Consider the following 19,717-nt stretch of genomic DNA (forward strand, 5'->3'; position numbering starts at 1 on the left):
GCCCTGACGACGCAAGGTGCCGCCTAACCCGAAGCCGCCAGAGCCTTCTCGATCTGCGGCAACAGCAAATCCCTCGCCGACTCCGGCGTCAGCGGTCCGACATGCTTGTAGGCGATCTTGCCGTCCTTGCCGATGACGAAGGTCTCCGGCACGCCGTAGACGCCCCAGTCGATCGCCGCGCGGCCGGCCGGATCGACGCCGATCGCCTGGTAGGGATTGCCGAGATCGCCAAGGAAGCGCCGGGCGTTTGCGGGCTCGTCCTTGTAGTTCAGCGCGGCCAGCTTGAAGCGCTTGTCCTGCGACAGCGCCAAAAGCACCGGATGCTCTTCCCGGCACGGCGCGCACCATGATGCGAAGACGTTGACCAGCGTCACCTTGCCGGCGAAGGATTTCGAGTCCAGCCCCGGCAGGTTCGAGCCTTCCAGCGGCGACAGGCTCGTCTGTGGCGCCGCCAGACCGATCAGAGCCGAGGGAATTTCAGACTCGTCGCGGCCGGACAAAAGCGGCGACAGGAACAACCCCGCCAAGCCCAGGAAAACCAGCAGCGGCAGCAGCACGAACAGGCGGCGACGGGGCGACGCCGGTGATCCGGTCTCGGTGCTCACGGCTTCCCCGTCCCGGCCTTGTCGGAGCGCCGCCGCACGCCGACCGCTTCGAGCGCCGCGAGCTCACGTTTGCGCGCCCGCTGGTCGAGCAGGATCCAGCCGACCAGCCCGACGAGCACAATCGCCGTGATGGCATAGGCGGCGGCGACATAGAGAGCATGCGCGCTCATATCAGCCGCTCCATCCGCGAGCTTGCCATGACAATCCGTTCGATCATGCCTTCCCTTAACCTTGCATCATGGGCTGCGCAATCAGGCGCGGCGCCGCAGTTGGAAAACGCCCCGGAGCTCAATCCGTCCCGTGCCGCAACGCCAGCGCCGCGGCCAGCGGCCCGACCACGGCAAGAAATAGCGTCAGCGCGGCAAGAATGAGGAAGGGCTGCAGGAACGGCGCGGGATCGGCCACCGCGCCATAGCTCGCCGAGACGCCGAAGATCAGCACCGGGATGGTGAGCGGCAGCACCAGCACGGAGATCAAGAGCCCGCCGCGCGGCAGCGCCACAGCCACGGCCGCTCCGGCAGCGCCGATGAAGGTTATGGCCGGCGTGCCGACAAGAAGCGTAAACGCGGTCGCGCCGATACCGAGCGGCTCCATGTTCATGAACAGGCCGAGCAAAGGTGCCGCGATCACCAGCGGCAGCACGCTGCCCGCCCAATGCGCCAGGCACTTGGTCAGCACCGTCAACGCCAGCATGTGGCGGTCGCTGTTGAGCACCAGAAGATCGAGCGAGCCGTCCTCGCGGTCGGCCTGGAAGAGGCGATCGAGCCCAAGCAGGCAGGCGAGCAGGGCGGCGATCCACAGGATCGCCGGACCGATACGCGACAAGAGGTTGAGGTCGGGCCCGACGCCGAACGGGATTGTGGCGATGACGGCGAGGAAGAAGATGACGCCGATCAGCGCCCCGCCGCCGGCGCGGATGGAAAGGCGGATGTCGCGCAGGAAGAGGGACCGCATTATGAGACGGCCCTTCTTTTAGGTGGGCGTTCCTTCGCGCCCCCTTCTGTCCTGCCGGACATCTCCCCCACGAGGGGGGAGATCGGCTGTTTCGGCGCCCCGCTCGTCCCTCCGACGTGTGTGATTGGCGAAATCGCCGGCGACGGCTGATCTCCCCCCTTGTGGGGGAGATGCCCGGCAGGGCAGAGGGGGGCGCCGTAGAGCGCCGACATCAACCGGCTACCTTCATTTGAAGCGCCTTCGCCCCTTCCAGCCCGAGCGGCAAATGCGTGGCCGCCACGATGATGCCTCCCTCTCGGCAGTGCCCCTCCATCAATCCCGCGAATCGTTCCTCCGACGCCTTGTCCAGCCCCGCGGTCGGTTCGTCGAGCAGCCAGACCGGCCGGCGGCTGACCAGGAGCTTCGCGATCGACGCGCGCCGTCTTTGCCCGGTCGAAAGATAGCCGAACGGCAGGTGGCCGAGGCCGTCCAATCCGACCGTCTCCAGCGCCTGCCCCACGCTCAAACCCGCCTCACCCTGGAAGGCGCGCCAGAAGCCCAGGTTTTCTTCGACGCTGAGGGCGGTCTTCATCGCATTGAGATGGCCGAGATAGTGCGAGGCCGAAGCGACCGAGGGAAACTCGTCGCCGCCGCCCTCGACCTTCACTATGCCTTCGGCCGCCGGCAGCAAGCCGGCGACGACCCGCAAAAGCGTCGATTTGCCGGCGCCGTTCGGCCCGGTGACGACGAGCGCCTCGCCCCTTTCGAGGGCGAAACCGATGCCGGAAAAGACGGTCTCGCCGCCGCGCTCGCCGCTCAGGTTTTCGGCGATCAGCCGCATCCTTGCCCGTCCCGAAAGCACCGTTTCGCAGCCGCCGCCGCATCGCACAAATTTGCTTTTCGACTGTCTAGAACTATTCCAGGAAATTCTCTATATGCGGTTCATCCGTGCCAGCGGTCGGTGCGGGAACAGAATTAGCGCCGAACCAGCGCACGCGCCGCCTTGAACGGCTCGGGTTGCTCGGGAGCGGACAGCGGAAATGGCCGTACCCGCACCTTTGCGCGTGATTGCATGCCAACGGCGTCCGTTCCCTTTCAGGCTGAACAGACAAGGACGGATCGCCGTGACCAAATCCCTCGATAGTTTCAACTGCCGCCGCACCCTGACCGTGGGTGGCGCGGACTATGTTTATTTCGACCTCGCAGAGGCGGAGAAAAACGGCCTTAGCGGCATTGCCCAGCTGCCCTATTCGATGAAGGTGCTGCTGGAGAACCTGCTGCGCAACGAAGACGGCCGCTCGGTCACCAAGGAAAGCATCCAGGCGGTCGCGGCATGGCTCACCGACAAGGGCACTGCCGGCGTCGAGATCGCCTACCGCCCGGCCCGCGTGCTGATGCAGGATTTCACCGGCGTTCCGGCCGTGGTCGATCTCGCGGCCATGCGCGACGGCATCAGGGCGCTCGGCGGCGATCCGGAAAAGATCAATCCGCTGGTGCCGGTCGATCTCGTCATCGACCACTCCGTCATCGTTGACGAATTCGGCACGCCGATGGCCTTCGCCCGCAATGTCGAGCTCGAATATGAGCGCAACGAGGAGCGCTACAAGTTCCTGAAATGGGGCCAGCAGGCCTTCCGCAACTTCCGCGTCGTGCCGCCCGGCACCGGCATCTGCCACCAGGTCAATCTCGAATATCTGGGGCAGGTCGTGTGGACCAACTTGGAAGACGGCGAGACCACAGCCTATCCCGACACCTGTGTCGGCACCGATTCGCACACCACCATGATCAACGGCCTGGGCGTGCTCGGCTGGGGCGTCGGCGGCATCGAGGCCGAGGCCGCGATGCTTGGCCAGCCGGTCTCCATGCTTCTGCCCGAGGTGATCGGCTTCCGCCTCACCGGCAGGCTGAAGGAAGGCGTCACCGCGACCGACCTGGTGCTCACCGTCACCCAGATGCTGCGCAAGAAGGGCGTCGTCGGCAAGTTCGTCGAGTTCTTCGGCCCAGGCCTCTCCAACATGACGCTGGCCGACCGCGCCACCATCGGCAACATGGCGCCGGAATATGGCGCCACCTGCGGCTTCTTCCCGGTCGACAGCGAGACCATCCGCTATCTGACGATGTCCGGCCGCGAGGAAAGCCGCATCGCGCTGGTCGAGGCCTATTCCAAGGCGCAAGGCATGTGGCGCGACGCCGGCTCGCCCGATCCGGTCTTCACCGACCTGCTCGAGCTCGATCTCGGCGACGTCGTGCCGTCGATGGCCGGCCCGAAGCGCCCGGAAGGCCGCGTTGCGCTGGAGGATATTCCCGCCGGCTTCGCCAAGGCGATGGAGACCGAGTACAAAAAGGCCGTGGAGATCTCGAAGCGTTACGCCGTCGAGGGTACCGATCACGATCTCGGCCATGGCGACGTCGTGATCGCCGCCATCACGTCGTGCACCAACACCTCCAACCCGAGCGTCTTGATCGGCGCCGGCCTCTTGGCTCGCAACGCCAACCGGCGCGGCCTGAAGCAGAAGCCGTGGGTGAAGACCTCGCTGGCGCCGGGAAGCCAGGTGGTTGCCGAATATCTCGAGAAATCCGGCCTGCAGAAGGAACTCGACCAGATCGGCTTCAACCTGGTCGGCTTCGGCTGCACCACCTGCATCGGCAATTCCGGCCCGCTGCCGGCGCCGATTTCCAAGACCATCAACGACAAAGGCTTGATTGCTGCCGCGGTGTTGTCCGGCAACCGCAACTTCGAAGGCCGGGTTTCTCCGGACGTCCAGGCGAACTATCTCGCCTCGCCGCCGCTGGTGGTTGCGCATGCGCTGGCCGGGACCGTCACCAAGGACCTCACCACCGAGCCGCTCGGCGAGGGCAGCGACGGCAAGCCGGTCTATCTCAAGGACATCTGGCCGACCTCGTCCGAGATCCAGGAGTTCATCGAGAAGAACGTCACGCGCGAACTTTTCGCCCGTAAATATGCCGATGTGTTCAAGGGCGACGAATATTGGCAGAAGGTGAAGGCGCCGGAAGGCCAGACCTATGCCTGGGACGATCATTCGACCTATGTGCAGAACCCGCCTTATTTCGCCGGCATGGGCCGCGCCTTCGGCAAGGTGGGCGACATCAAGGGCGCGCGCGTGCTTGGTCTCTTCGGCGACAAGATCACCACCGACCACATCTCGCCGGCTGGCTCGATCAAGGCAGCTTCGCCGGCCGGCAAGTACCTCACCGAGCATGGCGTCGGCGTCGCCGACTTCAACCAGTACGGCACGCGGCGCGGCAACCATGAGGTGATGATGCGCGGCACCTTCGCCAACATTCGAATCCGCAACCACATGCTGGGCGAGAACGGCCGCGAAGGCGGCTACACGATCCACTATCCCTCGAAGGAGGAGATGTCGATCTACGATGCCGCCATGGAATACAAGAAGGAAGGCGTGCCGCTGGTCATCTTTGCCGGCGTCGAATATGGCAACGGCTCCTCGCGCGACTGGGCGGCCAAGGGAACGAACCTCCTTGGTGTCCGCGCGGTCATCGCCCAGTCTTTCGAGCGCATCCACCGCTCGAACCTGGTCGGCATGGGAGTCATCCCCTTCGTCTTCGAGGACGGCACCTCATGGGCTTCCCTCAACCTCAAAGGCGATGAGCTGGTCGAGATCGACGGCCTGGATGCCATCAAGCCGCGCCAGAAGATGGTGGCGAAGGTCACCTATGGCGACGGTACGCTGAAGAACGTGCCGATCATCTGCCGCATCGATACGCTTGACGAGCTCGACTACTTCAAGAACGGCGGCATCCTGCAATACGTGCTGCGCGATTTGGCTGCGTAACAGCAGGGAATAGGCCGAAGGGCATAGGCAGTGGGGGAAGATCCCCCTGCTGCTTACTGCCGACTGGCTGACGTTCTAGTCAAACTGCGGCCGGCCAAGCATTCGCCGGCCCGGCTCAAAGTCCAAGTCCGATTCGCGCGCAATAGAAATCGTCGGGCAACAGCAAACTCACCCCTTCGCGGCGATGCGGTTCCAAAATCGAACCGCGTCGAAAAATGCAGTGCCCCCTGCTGTCGCCGCCTTACCTGCGGTCGCGGCGACAAAATTTCACCGCAACGTGACTTCCCGTTGACTGTCCGTTCTGCCACATATTTTAGCAACCAGAACAAGGCCGGCGTGACCGGCGGGAATTGGAACGGTCATGGCATTGCGAGGACCATTGCGGCTTACGGCAGTTGCGCTGGTCCTCACGGCGTTGAGCCGCGTGACCCTGGCAGCCGAGCTTGAGAAAGCCGCGACCGGCAAGCCGCAGGCTGAAAAGCCTTTGGGCGTGGTCGAATTGTTTACCAGCCAGGGCTGCAGTTCCTGTCCGCCGGCCGATGAATTCTTCGCCGAGCTGGCGACCAAGGAAAACATCATCGCGCTCGCCTATCACGTCAACTACTGGGACTATCTGGGCTGGCAGGATACGCTGAGCAACAAAGAAAACACCGAGCGGCAGTATGACTATATGCGCGCCTTCGGCAGCCGTTCGGTCTACACCCCGCAAGCCGTCATCAACGGCCGCAGCCATGTCAACGGCGCCAACCGCAAGGAGGTCGACGGCGCGCTGGCCCGCATGGACAGGACCGGCGAGGGCATGCGGGTCGGCATCAAGGTAAGCCGCACCAGCGATCGGGTCATGATCGACGCCGGCGACGCCGGCAATGGGCCGACCGACGCCCATGTGGTGATCGTCTATTTCGATCCGCCGCAAATGGTGAAGATCGGCCAGGGCGAGAACAGCGGCCGCAACCTCACCTATTGGAACGCCGTCTCCGACATCCAGACCGCCGGCATGTGGCACGGCAAGGCGCAGCGCTACGAACTGCCGATGACGGAGATTGCGAAGAAGGGCGGCTGCGCCGTGCTGCTGCAGTCCGTCGGCAAGGACGGCGTCCCGGGACCGATTCTCGGCGCCGCCTTCATCCGCAAGCCTGACCGGCTCTGACGGCTGCACGGACAAGACCCGATCGCTGATGAAAGCCGGCCGGGGCATTCGTGCATCGCACCAGTGTCCTCGGCCCTGAACTGACGCAGGCGCATCTTCGTGGCGAGATCTGGCGCGAATGAAATCCTGTATGCGCTCCTTAGGACTGGTCGCTCATCCAGCGCAGCGGTTCCAGTTCTCATTCCCTGACGGTGCATTGTGATGACGCCCGCCTGGCCGTGAGACAGGGTCCGGGCGCGCCAGGGCGGACAGGCATGAAAAAACCGGCGTCAGCTTGCTTCTGACGCCGGTTATTCAGGTTTTGGGATCGTCGCACCTGATTTTTCCAAGGAAAAACCGAGGTTGGTTCGATCCGACGCTGACCCGTGGGCGGGGGGCTTGGGGTTTACGAGCCGGTGCCGGACCGAACCGTCTCAGGCAACGCCGGTAAACTCGTCGGACATTGGGGCATGAGCGCGGATAATTTGTGGCAACAATGTGGCGGAGCATCACCAATTCCAACACGCGTTTTGCAAACGTGACTGGACCTTTCGGAAATGGCGGGGCGCAAGCCTGCTTCGCCGGCCCTTGCAATTCGGACGCGAAAGCGCGAACCTTGGCCGGCGCAAGATTCAATCGAAGGATCGAGGCATGACCGATCACAGCAGCGGGATGGAGGATGGGGAAGCATCCGGAATACTGATCCCGTTGCATGAGGCGCGCAACGCACGCCTCGACCAGCCGGTGCGCTTCGACCGGCGCGAGCTCGACCAGATCCTAAGGCTTTACGGACGCATGGTGGCAGCCAATGAATGGCGCGACTATGCGATCGATCATCTTTCCGATCGCGCTGTGTTTTCGGTCTTCCGCCGCGCCAGCGAAGTGCCGCTGTTCCAGATCGTCAAGGATCCGAAACTGGCGCGCCGACAGGGCGCTTTCGCCGTCATCGCCGCTGGCGGACGCATCCTCAAGCGCGGCCAGGAACTCGGCCGCGTGCTCGGCGTCTTCGATCCCAAGCTGAAGCTGGTCGAAGCTTAACTATCCAATTTGCCGCGAAATCTCCGCTCCGGCAGTGACTCCGGATCGGGCGGTAGTTCCGCGCCGCCGTTGAGCGGCAGCTGCATGAACACCGTGTCCAGCCAGCGCCCATGCTTGTAGCCCGAGCCTTCCAGGCGCCCGGAGTGGCGAAAGCCGAGCTTCTCGTGCAGTCGCACCGAGGCGCTGTCGGCATGGCCGTCGCCGATCACCGCGATGATCTGGCGAAAGCCGGCCAGGCGCGCCGCCTCGATGAGCGCCAGCATCAGCAGGCGGCCGATGCCCTGGCCCTTGGCCTCGGGGGCCACATAGACCGAATCCTCGATGACGAAGCGATAGGCGGGGCGAGGCCGAAACGGTCCGGCATAGGCGTAGCCGAGCACGACGCCGTCCTTTTCAGCCACAAGATAAGGAAAGCCGCCTGCTGCCAAGCTGTCGAATCGGTTGCCCATCTCGGCGCGGCTGGGCGGCTCCAGCTCGTAGCTCGCGGTGCCGTGCGTGACCGCGTCCGCATAGATTTCGGTGATTCGGTCGAGGTCGGCCGCGGTAGCGGCTCTGATCGCAATATTGCTCATAATTTGTGCAGTTCTTTCTGTTGCCTCAATAACAGCAGAGGCACGCACAAAAGGAAAGGGCGGCCGTTGGGCCGCCCTTTCCGAAGTCTATGGTCCAGCCGGACGGCTACCGTTTAGCGGCGGTCGCCCATGAACTGCAGCAGGAACATGAACAGGTTGATGAAGTCGAGATAGAGCTGCAGCGCGCCCATGATCGCCTTCCGGCCTGCGACATCCGCGACGTCACCCTCGAAATACATCTCCTTGATGCGCTGCGTGTCGTAGGCGGTCAGGCCCGCGAACACCAGTACGCCGATCGCCGAGATGGCGAAGGCCAGCGCCGACGACGCCAGGAAGATGTTGATGACCATCGCGAGCAGCAGGCCGATCACGCCCATGATCAGGAACGAGCCGAACGCGCTCAGGTCGCGCCTGGTCGTGTAGCCGTAGAGCGACAGCCCGCCGAAGGCCGCGGCCGTGGCGAAGAAGGTCTGGGTGATGCTGGTGCCGGTGTAGACGAGAAAGATCGTCGACAGCGACAGGCCGACAAGGCCGGCATAAACCCAGAACGTGGTCTGCGCCGCAGCCACGCTCATCGATTGGATCCTGAAGGACAGGAACATCACGGCAGCGAGAGGCGCCAGGATGACGACCCAGCGGAACGCGCTAGCATAGATGAGCTGGCCGAAGGCGGTGAGCTGGCCGTCGCCGGTGACGGCAAACTGGAACGCGCCCCAGGCGGCAAGGCCGGTGATGAGCAGGCCAAGCCCCATCAGGTTATAGACTTTGATCATGTAGGCCCGCAGGCCCTGATCGATATCGACGCGCACGCCGGGGGCGGCGGACGTCTGGTAGTTGCGAATGGGATCAGCCATTGGAAGTCCTCTGTTGCTTCTGCCCCGTCCGGTGACAGGTCCTTGGAGTGACCCTCCTTGGACCAGGCGCCGCTGGCGGGGCTCCAGCATGCCTAGTGCGAAATATGAGCGTTCTCGACGTCAAGAACAAGACGGTAACGAGGGGTAACGCTTCGTGAGAAAGCAAAAGCCCTATTTTCAACTTTTTGCGCCGGCATTCTTACCAAGATTTAACACAGACAGGCCACCGAGGGCCTTGCCGTTCAAAGCTCGCGCAGCACCGGCGCCGCCTTGTGGCCGAGCACCCGCCAGGTGCCGGCGAGGCCGATGCCGACGGTGACGGCGAGCGAGACGAGGATCGTCGCCACCGCTACTTCCGGCATGAAGTGCGACGGCAGCGTCATGATGCGGGCCACCACGAACCATGCCGCGACGCCGCCCGCGGCAAGCGCGAACAGCGCGGTCGCAAGACCGATCAGCACATATTCCAGCGAGAAGGCCGCAATCAGCGTCCTCCTTGTCGCGCCGAGCGTCTTCAGCACCACCGCGTCATGGATGCGCGCCCGGTTGCCCGCGGCCAAAGCCCCGGAGAGCACCAGCACCGAGGCGATCAGCGCCACGCCGGCGGCGGCGCGGATCGCAGTGCCGAGCTGCGCGACCAGCCGATTGACGATGTCGAGCGCGTCCTTGACCCTCACCGTCGTCACCGCTGGAAAGGCCCGGGTGACCGCGTTGAGCAGCCGCGCGTCGTCTGCCGTGGTGGCTTTTCTGTCGGTTAGCGTCGCCAGCCAGCCATGCGGCGCGCCGGCGAACGTATTGGGCGAAAAGATCATGACGAAATTGATGCCCATGGTTTCCCACTCGACCTGGCGGAAACTGGCTATTCTTGCCGTTACGTTGCGGCCGAGCACATTGACGGTGACGGTGTCGCCGAGCTTCAGCCCGATCGCTTTGCCTTCCTCGGCCGAGAACGACACCAGCGGCTCGCCGGAATAGTTCTGCGGCCACCACGTGCCTTCGGTCAGCGTAGCGTTTTCCGGCTGCTTTGCGTCATAGGTCAGCCCGCGGTCGCCGCGCAGCACCCAGGCGCCGTCGGCGGGGACCTTCACCTTGTCGACGTCGATGCCGTTGAGCGCCATGATCCGGCCGCGCAGCATCGGCACCTTGACCAGCATCCCTCGCGGCGCTTGCTTTTCAACCAGGCCGGCAAAGGCATCGACATCGCTGCTCTGGACGTCGACGAAGAAGAAGTTCGGCGCCCGCTCCGGCAGGCTGCCGGAGATCTGGCGCCTGAGATTCCTTTCGATCAGCGCCAGCGTCACCAGCAGCGTCAGGCCGAGCCCGAGCGACAGCACCACCGATGGCGTCAGCGCGCCGGGCCGGTAGATATTGCCGAGCGCCAGCCTGAGAGAGACCGAGCGCACCCGCGGGCTCCGCCGGGCCAGCCATTGCACCAGCGCCGCCACCAGCCGCAGCACCAGGAAGGCAAAGATGGTGGCGCCGACGAAGATCGAGGCGATGCGCCGATCGTCGGCGGAAAGGATTGCGAGCGCCGCCAGCGCGAGCACGATCGCCAGCGCGGCGCCGACATAGGGCAGGCGCGGCAGGCCGCGGCTTTCGAACCCCATTTCGCGAAACAGCGCCGTTGCCGGCACATCGCGGGCGCGGCCGAGCGGCAGCAGCGCGAAGGCCAGCGTCACCAAGAGGCCGAACAGCGCCGCGATCGCAAGCGCGCCGGGATAAAAGCCGCCTTGAGCCGGCACCGGAATGACCGATTGCAGGAGCGCGCTCGCCACGAACGGCATTGCGGCACCGAGGATCAGGCCGAGCACGATGCCGAGGCCGGCAATCAAAAGGATCTGCACCAGATAGACCGTGAAAACGAAGCCGCCTGAGGCGCCGAGGCTCTTAAAGGTGGCGATGACGCCGCGCTTGCCGTCGAGATAGGCGCGCACGGCATTCGCCACTCCGACGCCGCCGACCACAAGCGCCGTCAGCCCGACCAGCGTCAGGAACTGCGAGAAGCGCTGGATGTTGGCGGAAAGCGCCGGCGCTGCGTTGCTGCGCGTGCGGATCGACCAGCCGGCCTGCGGAAAGTCTTTCGCCGCCAGGGCCTGAATGTCCTTGATCCGCGCTTCGCTCGCCCCATCGGGCAGTCGGACCTTATAGGCGTTCTCGACCAGGCTGCCGGGCTGAACCAGGCCCGACGCGGCAAGCCCTTCGCTCGAGATCATCAGCCGCGGCGCGAAGCCGAAACCGTCGGAAATCGCGTCGGGCTCGCTGATCAATCTGGCCCTCAGCTCGAACGTTGTGCCGCCAAGCTTCAAGCGGTCGCCGATATGCAGATTGAGGCGATCGAACAAGAGATCGGGCGCGGCGGCGCCAAAAATACCGGATCTCTCGCCGAACAACTCATTCGTGGGCAGCGGCGGATCGGTCTCCAGCGTGCCGTAGAGCGGATAGGCGCCATCGACCGCCTTGGCTTCGACCAGCGCCTGGTCGGAGCCGTCCTCGAGCCGCGCCATGGAACGCATGCCGGAGTTCAGCGAGACCGTGCCGAGGCTCTTGATGAAGCCGAGCTCGGCGTCCGAAGCGCCGCGCTGGTTGATCTGAAAGCGCAGGTCGCCGCCGAGCAGCGTCTGGCCCTGGTTGGCGACGCCGGCAGTAATCGCCTGCGCCACCGAATTGACGCCGCCGATCGCCGCGACGCCAAGCGCGATGCAGGCGAGGAAGATCATGAAGCCGGACAGGCCGCCGCGCATCTCGCGCAGCGAGAAGCGGAGGGCTAGCCTCAAAGTCCGCATCAGGCCGGCACCTTCGCCTGTTTTGGCGCGTCCTCGATGCGCCCCGAGCGCATCGACACCTGACGCGAGCAGCGGGCCGCAAGCGCCGGATCATGCGTGACCAGCACCAGCGTCATGCCGCGCTCGGCCGCCTCGGCGAAGAGGAGGTCGGCGATCTGCTTTCCCGTCGCCTGGTCGAGGTTGCCGGTCGGCTCGTCGGCAATGAGGATGCGCGGCGAAGGCGCCAGCGCCCTGGCGATTGCCACGCGCTGCTGCTCGCCTCCCGAAAGCTCTCCTGGATAGTGCGTCACGCGGTCGCTCAAGCCGACCGCCGCGAGCTCCTCCGCGGCCACCCCGAACGGATCAGCGTGGCCGGCGAGCTCCAGCGGCACCGCGACATTCTCGAGCGCTGTCATGTTGGGGATGAGGTGAAAGGACTGGAAGACAATGCCGATGTTTCGTCCCCGAAACGAAGCAATCCGATCCTCGCTTTTGCCGTTGAGCAATTCGCCGGCGATCCGCACCGTGCCCGAATCGACCCTTTCCAGGCCCGCCAGAACCATCAGCAAGGTGGACTTGCCGGATCCCGACGGGCCGACGATGCCGGTGGCTTCGCCGGCGGCCACATCGAGGCTGACGCCCTTCAGCACATGGACGGAGGAGGCGCCCTCGCCGAGCGTCAGCGAGACATCCCTCAATGCGATGACGGCTTCTGTCACAATGAATGCGCCCTATATGGTGGGAGAAGGAGGCAAAAAATGTCTCCTTTGCATGAATCGTGTGGGTCATATGGGGGTCGCAGCATGGCTTTCAAACACTCAGCTGCCGCAGCCCTCACTCTTCTCCTTGCGGTTTGCGGCGCCATTTCGCCGGCGCCCGCCGATACGTTCAAGATCGTCGGCTTCGGCGACAGCCTGATGGCGGGGTTCAGCTTAGGCCCGGATGAGGGCTTCACCGATAGATTGCAGGCGGCCCTGAAGGCAAAAGGCCTCGACGTCGCCGTCGGCAATGCCGGAGTTTCCGGCGACACCACAAGCGGCGGCCTGGCACGGCTCGACTGGTCGGTGCCCGACGGCACCGGGCTCGTCATCCTCGAGCTCGGCGCCAACGACATGCTGCGCGGCGTGTCGCCCGAGATCGCCGAGAGAAATCTCGACGCGATGTTGGCCAAGTTGAAGCAGCGGAATATCCCGGTGCTCCTGGCGGGCATGCGTGCGGCGCCCAATCTCGGCGCCGAGTACCAGAAGGCCTTTGACGCCATCTACCCGAAGCTTGCCGCCAAGTACCGCGTTCCGCTCTATCCGTTCTTTCTTGACGGCGTCGCCGGCCACCCGGCCATGCAGCTGGAGGACGGTCTTCATCCCAACCCGAAGGGAATAGACATCATGGTCGAGGGCATTCTACCGGTCGTGGAACAGGCCATCGCCGCCAAGGGCGGCGCGTGATGAGATCAAAACGCCACGGTTTCCCCGGGGGGAAGCTTGTGGACAACAAACCGCTTGCCCCGCATGGCTATCGATGATTCGCTAGGGGCGAGAGTTTCGATTCGAGGACAGGAGGCTTCCCATGCCACGTCTTTTCACCGCCCTCGAAATTCCGCGTGATGCTGCGCTTTCACTCTCGCTGCTCCGGGGCGGCCTGCCCGGAGCCCGCTGGATCGACGTTGAAAACTATCATCTGACGCTGCGCTTCATCGGCGATGTGGAGGGCCATGTCGCCGACGAGATCGCCAACGCGCTCGATCGCATCAACCGTCCCTCCTTCCTCCTGACGCTCTCCGGCGTGGGCGCTTTCGGCGGCAAGAAGCCGCACGCCGTGTGGGCCGGTGTGTCCGCCTCGCCGGACCTTGTGGCGCTGCAGGGCGAGATCGACCGCATCTGCCAGCGGCTCGGCCTGCCGGCCGATCCGCGCAAATTCTCGCCGCATGTGACGCTCGCGCGCCTGCGCAATTCGAGCCCGGCGGATGTCGCGCAATATCTGTCGGCGCGCGGCAACTTTTCCACGCTGCCCTTCCGGGTCGGCCGCTTCGTCTTGATGTCGTCGCGCGATTCGGTCGGCGGCGGCCCCTACATCGTCGAGGAAGCCTGGCCGCTGGTCGGCGCCGATCCGCTCGCTTCCAGCCGCTTCGCCAGCGCCTCCGACGCCTCGCGGATCATGCGGTAGACCGAAACGAAGGCCTGCCGGTCTTCGTAATAGGGATCCGGCACATCGCGCGCATTTCCGCTGGCAAACTCCAGGAAGAGATGGATGCGGTCGCGCGCGGCCTGCGGCGCCAACGCCTTCAGGTTCCGCACATTCGCCCGGTCCATGCCGAGGATCAGGTCGAAGCGCGAGAAATCCCCCGGCGCTATCCTGCGCGCCCTTTGCGCGGAAATGTCGATGCCGTGGCTTGCGGCAACCGCGATCGAACGCGGATCGGGCGCGGAGCCGACCTCCCAGCCGCCGGTCGCGGCCGAATCGAGCACGATGTCGCGGCCCATTCCGCGCTCGGCCAGGACGGCGCCCAAAACACCCTCAGCTAGCGGCGAGCGGCAAATGTTGCCGAGGCAGACGAACAGAATGGATTTTATGGGCTTTGCGCTCATCGATCCGGCGCTATGGTTGGATTAGCTCCGAATAGCACAGGAACCCGTCATGACCAGGGAAAAACTCAACAGGGAAGCGATCACCGCGGCGCTGGCGGAACTCGAAGGCTGGTCGCTGGCCGCCGACGGCGCCTCCATCAAGCGCAGCTTCGGCTTCAAGAACTTCTCCGAGGCCTTCCCTTCATGACCCGCGTGGCGCTGGCCGCCGAGAAGATGGACCACCACCCCGACTGGTCGAACGTCTACAAGACCGTCGACGTCACGCTGAACACGCATGACGCCGGTGGCGTCACGGCCCTAGACATCGAACTGGCGAAGCGGATGAACCGCTATTTCGGCTGACAACTGCCGATTAGTCCGATTCCGGTTTTCCAGGCCGGCAACGGTGGAGACTCTTGCAGCGGGGTGCCGCTTTCACCACATTTCTCGCGGTGGCCGGCACCCAAGGTTGCGCGCGGCGGAGGAGAGATTGATGGCGCAGGAATCCCGTTTCGATTTCTTTGGCTTCGGCGACAGGCTCGCCGGCGATGGCGAGGTGCGCGAGAAGTTCTGGCGCACCGCCAAGATGGCTGCCCGGCAGATCCCGTTCATGGAAGAGGTGGTCGCCGCCTACTATTGCGCCATGGACAAGGACACGCCGCTACGCGCCAAGGGCACCCTGCTTGCCGCGCTCGGCTATTTCGTGCTGCCGGTGGATTTCATCCCCGACTTCGTGCTCGGTCTCGGGTTCACCGATGACCTTGCCGTGCTGACCGCGGCGATCACCACCGTCAGCGCCCATATCACGCCGGCGCACCGGCAGGCCGCCAGGGAGGCCTTGGCCGACAAAGGTTGATCCCGGCTGACTTTTCGCCACAACGAGACCGCGAAATCGCCCGCGCGAAAAGACAAACTCTTGCCGCTTTCGTGCCCTCCAAGTTCGCGCCGGGACATCGCGACCGCCGCGTGGAAGCGGCGGCGCGAATGGCGGCGGTTTCCTGGGGTGAGTTCCTTTTCTTGGGGAAAATTCACCGTTTGGTAACCCTGATTAAATCAAAATGAAGCGACGGCAGGACGCCACGCGGCCCGCCTCCGCACCATTTCGGAATACGGGAAGAACGATGCGCGGATTGATTGCTACAGTTTCCAGCCTGGTCCTGGCGGCCGCCTTCGCGACGCCGGCGCTGGCGCAGCAGGCGACCAAGATCGGCCAGCACAACGCCTGGGGCACCTACAGCTATCAGTCGACGGGCGGCAAGGTCTGTTACGTGCTGACGGTGCCCACCGACAAGCAGCCGACGACGCTCGACCATGGCGACATGTTCTTCTTCGTCAGCCAGCGGCCCGGGCAGCAGGTCTCCTACGAGCCGCAGTTCATTGCCGGCTACAACTTCCAGGAAGGCTCGAAGGCTACCGTCACCATCGACAAGAAGTCGTTCTCGATGTTCACCCGCGGCAAGTCGGCCTGGGTCGAGAACGCGGCGGAAGAGCCGGTGCTGATCGCCGCCATGAAGACCGGCACCGACATGAAGGTGCAGGCGAAGTCCGGCCGCGGCAATCCGACCTCGTATGTCTTTTCGCTGAAGGGCATCTCGGCCGCGCTGGCCTCGATTGCCAAATGCAAATAGGCAAGTTCAACACCTGACGGAAGGCCGGGGCGCAAGCTCTGGCCTTTCCATTTCAGGGATGCTGTTCTGCTTCCCCAGCCCTGCGCCGCCTGATCGCCTCGGCGATGAAGACGCGTGACAGCGCATGGTATAGCGGCTCGTTGGAGATCAGGCGCGCTGTGCCATAGCCCAGCATCGCCGCGCACATCAGCGCAATGACGTTATCGTGATTGCCGGTCATTTCGAGGATGATGACGAAGGCCGTCATCGGCGCCTGCACCACGCCGGCGAAATAGCCGGCCATGCCGAGCAACGCGGCCAGGCCCGTGCTGGCGCCGAGGACCAGCCCCAGCGTGCTGCCGAGACCGGCGCCCACCGCCAGCGACGGCGCGAAGATGCCGCCCGGAATGCCCGACACCATAGACAGCACCCCGGCGGCGAATTTTTCCAGGAAGAAGAAGGCCGGCAGCGGCGCACCTTCGACGGCGCCGCGGGCCTGCGCGTACCCGGTGCCGAAGGTGAGGCCGCCTGAGCCGAGGCCGATCACTGCCACCGCCAGGCCGCAGACGCCCGCCACGAGCAGGGCGCGGCGCAATGGCTGCAGGCCATTCCAGCGCCGGATGCGCCGCGTGATCTTCAGCGCCAGTAGCGAAAACAGCGCGCCGAAACCGCCGCCGATGACGCCGCAGGCGACTACCAGCGGCCAGTCGCTGGCGAAGGCCACCGTGCCCCTGGCAATGCCGAAATAGGTATAATTGCCGAGCAACCCTAACGAGGCGAGGCCGGCGAGGATCACCGCCGTCAGCACCAGCCCGTTGGTGCGCGATTCATAGGCGCGGCCCATCTCCTCGATGGCGAAGACGATGCCGGCGAGCGGCGTGTTGAAGGCAGCGGCGACGCCGGCAGCCGAGCCGGCCAGGATCAGGCCGCGCGCCTGCGCCATGCCGCCCCAGCGCGCCGCCTGAAGCATGAGCGAGGCGCCGACCTGTACCGTCGGGCCCTCGCGGCCGATCGATCCGCCGCAGGCGAGACCGATGACGGTAAGCGCAATCTTGCCCGCCGCCAGGCGCAGCGAAAGAAGATGGCCGCGATCCTCGTCGTTGCGCAGGTGACGGGCGGCGATCGCCTGCGGAATGCCGCTGCCTTGCGATCCCGGAAAGAAGGAATGGGCAAGCCAGGCGCAAATCACGAAGCCCGAGGGCGTTATGGCCAGCGGCAGATAGAAGCGCCAGCTGCCGCTATCGCCACCGGTGACGACGTGAAACAGCGCCTGCGCGCGGTCAGCCAGCATGGCGAGCAGCACGCTGATCAACCCGATCGAGATGGCGCCGGCCCAGAACACAAGGCGTGGCTGCCAGACGCGGCGCGACGCCCACATAGCCTGCGAGCGCCGCAGCATCGGGTATCTACGCGATATGCCGGCCATGCCTGTCCTCTGGGTGATGACCCGCCCTAGCACACTGAGGGGGAGGATCAAGCCTGCGAGGTCAGGTCAGGTCGAGGCGGGTGAGGAAATTGCAGATCGAGGAGCCAGGGCAGGAAAGCGGTTTTGCATATCCCGCCGGCTTGCGCCGGCGGGCAGCAGGGTTGGCGAGTCCGACTATTCTCACATCGCAATTTTTTCACATTCGGCCTGGGCCTTCTTGGTCGACGTGTCGATCATGTAGGCTATGCCTTTGGCGTCGGTGATCATCATCACGCAATGCTTGATCGGCTTCGCCATCTTCATCATTTCGGCGCTAATCTTGGCGTCGGGCATCATGGTGCCCATATGCCCGTCGGGCATGATCGCCGTCACTTGCCCACCCTTCATCATGGTCATCGTGCCCATCGTATCCTCGGCAAAGGCTTGCGAGGCAAAAAGGCCTGCAAGACCGGCAATGGCAACAAGCATGCATGAATGCATTCCGCGTACTCCCATTTCTGCAAGGGCATAGTCGCCCTTTTGAGGTTCGCGGGTGCGCTTCGAGCTGTTACGCCAACACGAATATGTGATCTGTTAAAGGGTCGGAATGGCGACACCGGCCGCCTGTGCCGCCTACATGACTCCGGCCGCAAGCTATGCTATGCGCCGCGCTTCATTTCAGGCACGATGCTGAAATCGGCCGCAAACCGCTTATATTGGCGCAACCATGACCCTTTCATTCGATCTGACTGCCGAAGGCGCTCGCGACGCCTTGCGCGCCCGCGCCACGCCGGCCGAAAAGCCGTCGCTGATCGGCCTGACGCGCGCCGAGCTTGGCGCCGCTCTGGTTGACGCCGGCATCGTGCCGGAGCGCCAGGCGAAGATGCGCGCCCAGCAGCTGTGGCACTGGATTTATGTGCGCGGGGTCTCCGACTTCGCCCATATGTTCAACATCTCCAAGGATCTGCGCGCCGAGCTCGACAAGCATTTCACCGTGGCGCGGCCCGAGATCGTCGAGGAGCAGATCTCTTCCGACGGCACGCGCAAATGGCTGTTTCGGTTTCCGCCGCGCGGCGCCGGTCGTCCGGTCGAGATCGAGACCGTTTATATTCCGGAGGAAGGCCGCGGCACGCTCTGCATCTCCTCGCAGGTCGGCTGCACGCTGACCTGCTCCTTCTGCCACACCGGCACGCAGAAGCTGGTGCGCAATCTGACGACGGAAGAAATCCTGGCGCAGCTGCTCACCGCGCGCGACCGGCTGGGCGACTTCCCCGACCGCGACACGCCGGACGGCGCCATCGTGCCGGCCGAGGGCAGAAAAGTCTCCAACATCGTCATGATGGGCATGGGCGAGCCGCTCTACAATTTCGAGGCGGTGAAGAAGGCGCTGCTGATCGCTTCCGACGGCGACGGCCTCTCCCTGTCGAAGCGCCGCATCACGCTGTCGACCTCGGGCGTCGTGCCGGAGATTGCCCGCACCGGCGAGGAGATCGGCGTCATGCTGGCGATCTCGCTGCATGCTACCAATGACGACCTGCGCGATCTTCTGGTGCCGATCAACAAGAAATACCCGCTGAAGGAATTGATCGCTGCCTGCCGCGCCTATCCCGGCCTCTCCAACGCCCGCCGCATCACTTTCGAATATGTGATGCTGAAGGACGTCAACGATTCGCTCGACGACGCCAAAGCGCTGGTCAAGCTGCTCAAGGGCATTCCGGCCAAGATCAACCTGATCCCGTTCAACCCGTGGCCCGGCACCAACTATCAGTGCTCGGACTGGGAGACGATCGAGAAGTTCGCCGACTACATCAACAATGCCGGCTATGCCTCGCCGATCCGCACGCCGCGGGGCCGCGACATCCTCGCCGCCTGCGGCCAGCTCAAGTCGGAATCGGAACGCATGCGCAAGGTCGACCGGCTGGCGCTGGAAGCAATGATGATTGCGGGGCACGGCGAGGCGTGAGGCGTATCATCGCCTACCTCCTCCGCTTCGCCGCCATCCTGATCGGCTATCTGATCGCCTCGCTGGCGGCGAGCGCCTTTCTCAACGTGCTGTTTCTCGGCTATTTCGGCTATGCGCCGGAGCCCGGACATCCGACGATCGCGCCCGCGCTCTATTTTTCGGTGCCTTTCCTGGCGCTGTTCGTCGCCTATTTCGGCTTCATGCCGGCGGCGATCGTCATCCTGATTGCCGAAATGCTCGGCCGCCGCGACTGGCTGTTCTATGCGCTTGGCGGCGCCGTCATCGCCGTCGTCTTCCTCGGCTTCGCGCACAACATCGGTGACGGCGATTTCGATGTGACCGACAACAATGTCAGGCTCGCGCTGATCGGCAGCGGCATCGTCGGCGGCATCTTCTATTGGCTCTCCGCCGGCCGCTGGGCCGGCAGTTGGCGACGCGAGCCGTTGCCGGACCTGGAGCCCTGAGCTCGA

20 protein-coding genes and 1 pseudogene are annotated in these 19,717 nt (G+C 64.5%); 10 read left to right on the forward strand and 11 right to left on the reverse strand.

Going from position 1 to position 19,717, the window contains the following annotated elements; genetic code table 11:
* Positions 1-23 precede the first annotated feature (23 nt).
* The 4 genes from CK220_RS00705 to ccmA form a co-directional block, all read right to left on the reverse strand.
* Entirely contained in the window at positions 24-605 is a 582-nt protein-coding gene (locus CK220_RS00705) for a DsbE family thiol:disulfide interchange protein (RefSeq protein ID WP_095809729.1), read from the reverse strand.
* Positions 602-775 carry a heme exporter protein CcmD gene (ccmD, locus tag CK220_RS00710; RefSeq protein ID WP_095809730.1) on the reverse strand — a complete coding sequence of 58 codons (174 nt, stop codon included), beginning with the start codon at positions 773-775 and terminating at the stop codon, positions 602-604. The genes CK220_RS00705 and ccmD overlap by 4 nt, the downstream gene beginning before the upstream one ends.
* Before the next feature lie 118 nt (positions 776-893).
* On the reverse strand, positions 894-1,559 hold the full coding sequence (ccmB, locus tag CK220_RS00715; protein WP_095809731.1) for a heme exporter protein CcmB: 666 nt from the start codon (positions 1,557-1,559) through the stop codon (positions 894-896).
* Between the two features lie 211 nt (positions 1,560-1,770).
* Positions 1,771-2,379, reverse strand: coding sequence for a heme ABC exporter ATP-binding protein CcmA (ccmA, locus tag CK220_RS00725; protein ID WP_095809733.1), 609 nt, complete (start codon positions 2,377-2,379; stop codon positions 1,771-1,773).
* Between the two features lie 283 nt (positions 2,380-2,662).
* On the opposite strand from ccmA, the gene acnA reads away from it, so the two are divergent.
* From acnA to CK220_RS00740, 3 genes are all read left to right on the forward strand, one after another.
* A complete protein-coding gene (gene acnA, locus CK220_RS00730) occupies positions 2,663-5,353 on the forward strand; it encodes an aconitate hydratase AcnA (RefSeq protein ID WP_095809734.1) in 2,691 nt (896 codons plus the stop codon).
* Positions 5,354-5,714: 361 nt separating this feature from the next.
* Positions 5,715-6,503 carry a thioredoxin family protein gene (locus tag CK220_RS00735; protein WP_095809735.1) on the forward strand — a complete coding sequence of 263 codons (789 nt, stop codon included), beginning with the start codon at positions 5,715-5,717 and terminating at the stop codon, positions 6,501-6,503.
* Between the two features lie 630 nt (positions 6,504-7,133).
* Entirely contained in the window at positions 7,134-7,520 is a 387-nt protein-coding gene (locus CK220_RS00740) for a DUF2794 domain-containing protein (RefSeq protein WP_095810235.1), read from the forward strand.
* Here the strand turns inward: CK220_RS00740 and CK220_RS00745 are convergent.
* The 4 genes from CK220_RS00745 to CK220_RS00760 all read right to left on the reverse strand — a co-directional run bounded on the left by CK220_RS00745 (position 7,517) and on the right by CK220_RS00760 (position 12,427).
* Positions 7,517-8,092, reverse strand: a complete 576-nt coding sequence (locus tag CK220_RS00745) for a GNAT family N-acetyltransferase (RefSeq protein WP_095809736.1) — start codon at positions 8,090-8,092, stop codon at positions 7,517-7,519. The genes CK220_RS00740 and CK220_RS00745 overlap by 4 nt on opposite strands.
* Positions 8,093-8,205: 113 nt before the next feature.
* The gene (locus CK220_RS00750; RefSeq protein ID WP_095809737.1) at positions 8,206-8,946 is read right to left on the reverse strand and encodes a Bax inhibitor-1/YccA family protein; all 741 of its coding nucleotides are present in this window, start codon (positions 8,944-8,946) and stop codon (positions 8,206-8,208) included.
* Between the two features lie 242 nt (positions 8,947-9,188).
* Positions 9,189-11,729: an ABC transporter permease gene (locus CK220_RS00755; RefSeq protein WP_095809738.1), complete on the reverse strand. Its 2,541-nt coding sequence runs from the start codon at positions 11,727-11,729 to the stop codon at positions 9,189-9,191.
* Positions 11,729-12,427, reverse strand: a complete 699-nt coding sequence (locus tag CK220_RS00760) for an ABC transporter ATP-binding protein (protein ID WP_095809739.1) — start codon at positions 12,425-12,427, stop codon at positions 11,729-11,731. The genes CK220_RS00755 and CK220_RS00760 overlap by 1 nt, the downstream gene beginning before the upstream one ends.
* Positions 12,428-12,511: 84 nt before the next feature.
* On the opposite strand from CK220_RS00760, the gene CK220_RS00765 reads away from it, so the two are divergent.
* Entirely contained in the window at positions 12,512-13,153 is a 642-nt protein-coding gene (locus CK220_RS00765; protein WP_095809740.1) for an arylesterase, read from the forward strand.
* Positions 13,154-13,274: 121 nt separating this feature from the next.
* Positions 13,275-13,871, forward strand: a complete 597-nt coding sequence (thpR, locus tag CK220_RS00770; protein WP_095809741.1) for an RNA 2',3'-cyclic phosphodiesterase — start codon at positions 13,275-13,277, stop codon at positions 13,869-13,871.
* Here thpR and CK220_RS00775 read toward each other — a convergent pair.
* Positions 13,775-14,293, reverse strand: coding sequence for a low molecular weight protein-tyrosine-phosphatase (locus CK220_RS00775; RefSeq protein ID WP_095809742.1), 519 nt, complete (start codon positions 14,291-14,293; stop codon positions 13,775-13,777). The two genes, thpR and CK220_RS00775, sit on opposite strands and share 97 nt — an antisense overlap.
* A gap of 49 nt (positions 14,294-14,342) precedes the next feature.
* Between CK220_RS00775 and CK220_RS00780 the strand changes: the two are divergent.
* The 3 genes and pseudogenes from CK220_RS00780 to CK220_RS00790 all read left to right on the forward strand — a co-directional run bounded on the left by CK220_RS00780 (position 14,343) and on the right by CK220_RS00790 (position 15,900).
* A pseudogene (locus tag CK220_RS00780) lies at positions 14,343-14,635 on the forward strand (4a-hydroxytetrahydrobiopterin dehydratase).
* 130 nt (positions 14,636-14,765) lie between these two features.
* Positions 14,766-15,128: a YkvA family protein gene (locus CK220_RS00785; RefSeq protein ID WP_095810236.1), complete on the forward strand. Its 363-nt coding sequence runs from the start codon at positions 14,766-14,768 to the stop codon at positions 15,126-15,128.
* 265 nt (positions 15,129-15,393) lie between these two features.
* Complete coding sequence (locus CK220_RS00790; protein WP_095809743.1) at positions 15,394-15,900, forward strand: invasion associated locus B family protein; 507 nt, start codon at positions 15,394-15,396, stop codon at positions 15,898-15,900.
* A 52-nt stretch (positions 15,901-15,952) separates the two neighbouring features.
* On the opposite strand, the gene CK220_RS00795 is transcribed toward CK220_RS00790, so the two are convergent.
* Complete coding sequence (locus CK220_RS00795) at positions 15,953-17,305, reverse strand: chloride channel protein (protein WP_095809744.1); 1,353 nt, start codon at positions 17,303-17,305, stop codon at positions 15,953-15,955.
* Between the two features lie 180 nt (positions 17,306-17,485).
* Positions 17,486-17,773 (reverse strand): hypothetical protein, encoded by a 288-nt coding sequence (locus CK220_RS00800; protein WP_245428890.1) that lies wholly within the window; start codon positions 17,771-17,773, stop codon positions 17,486-17,488.
* Positions 17,774-18,011: 238 nt separating this feature from the next.
* Between CK220_RS00800 and rlmN the strand changes: the two genes are divergently transcribed.
* Together rlmN and CK220_RS00810 are read left to right on the forward strand one after the other, a co-directional pair.
* Positions 18,012-19,247: a 23S rRNA (adenine(2503)-C(2))-methyltransferase RlmN gene (rlmN, locus tag CK220_RS00805; RefSeq protein ID WP_095809746.1), complete on the forward strand. Its 1,236-nt coding sequence runs from the start codon at positions 18,012-18,014 to the stop codon at positions 19,245-19,247.
* A complete protein-coding gene (locus tag CK220_RS00810; RefSeq protein ID WP_095809747.1) occupies positions 19,244-19,711 on the forward strand; it encodes a hypothetical protein in 468 nt (155 codons plus the stop codon). The genes rlmN and CK220_RS00810 overlap by 4 nt, the downstream gene beginning before the upstream one ends.
* The last annotated feature ends 6 nt before the right edge of the window (positions 19,712-19,717 follow it).

Origin of the sequence: Mesorhizobium sp. WSM3860, assembly GCF_002294995.1 — a bacterium.
Classification (GTDB): Bacteria; Pseudomonadota; Alphaproteobacteria; order Rhizobiales; family Rhizobiaceae; genus Mesorhizobium.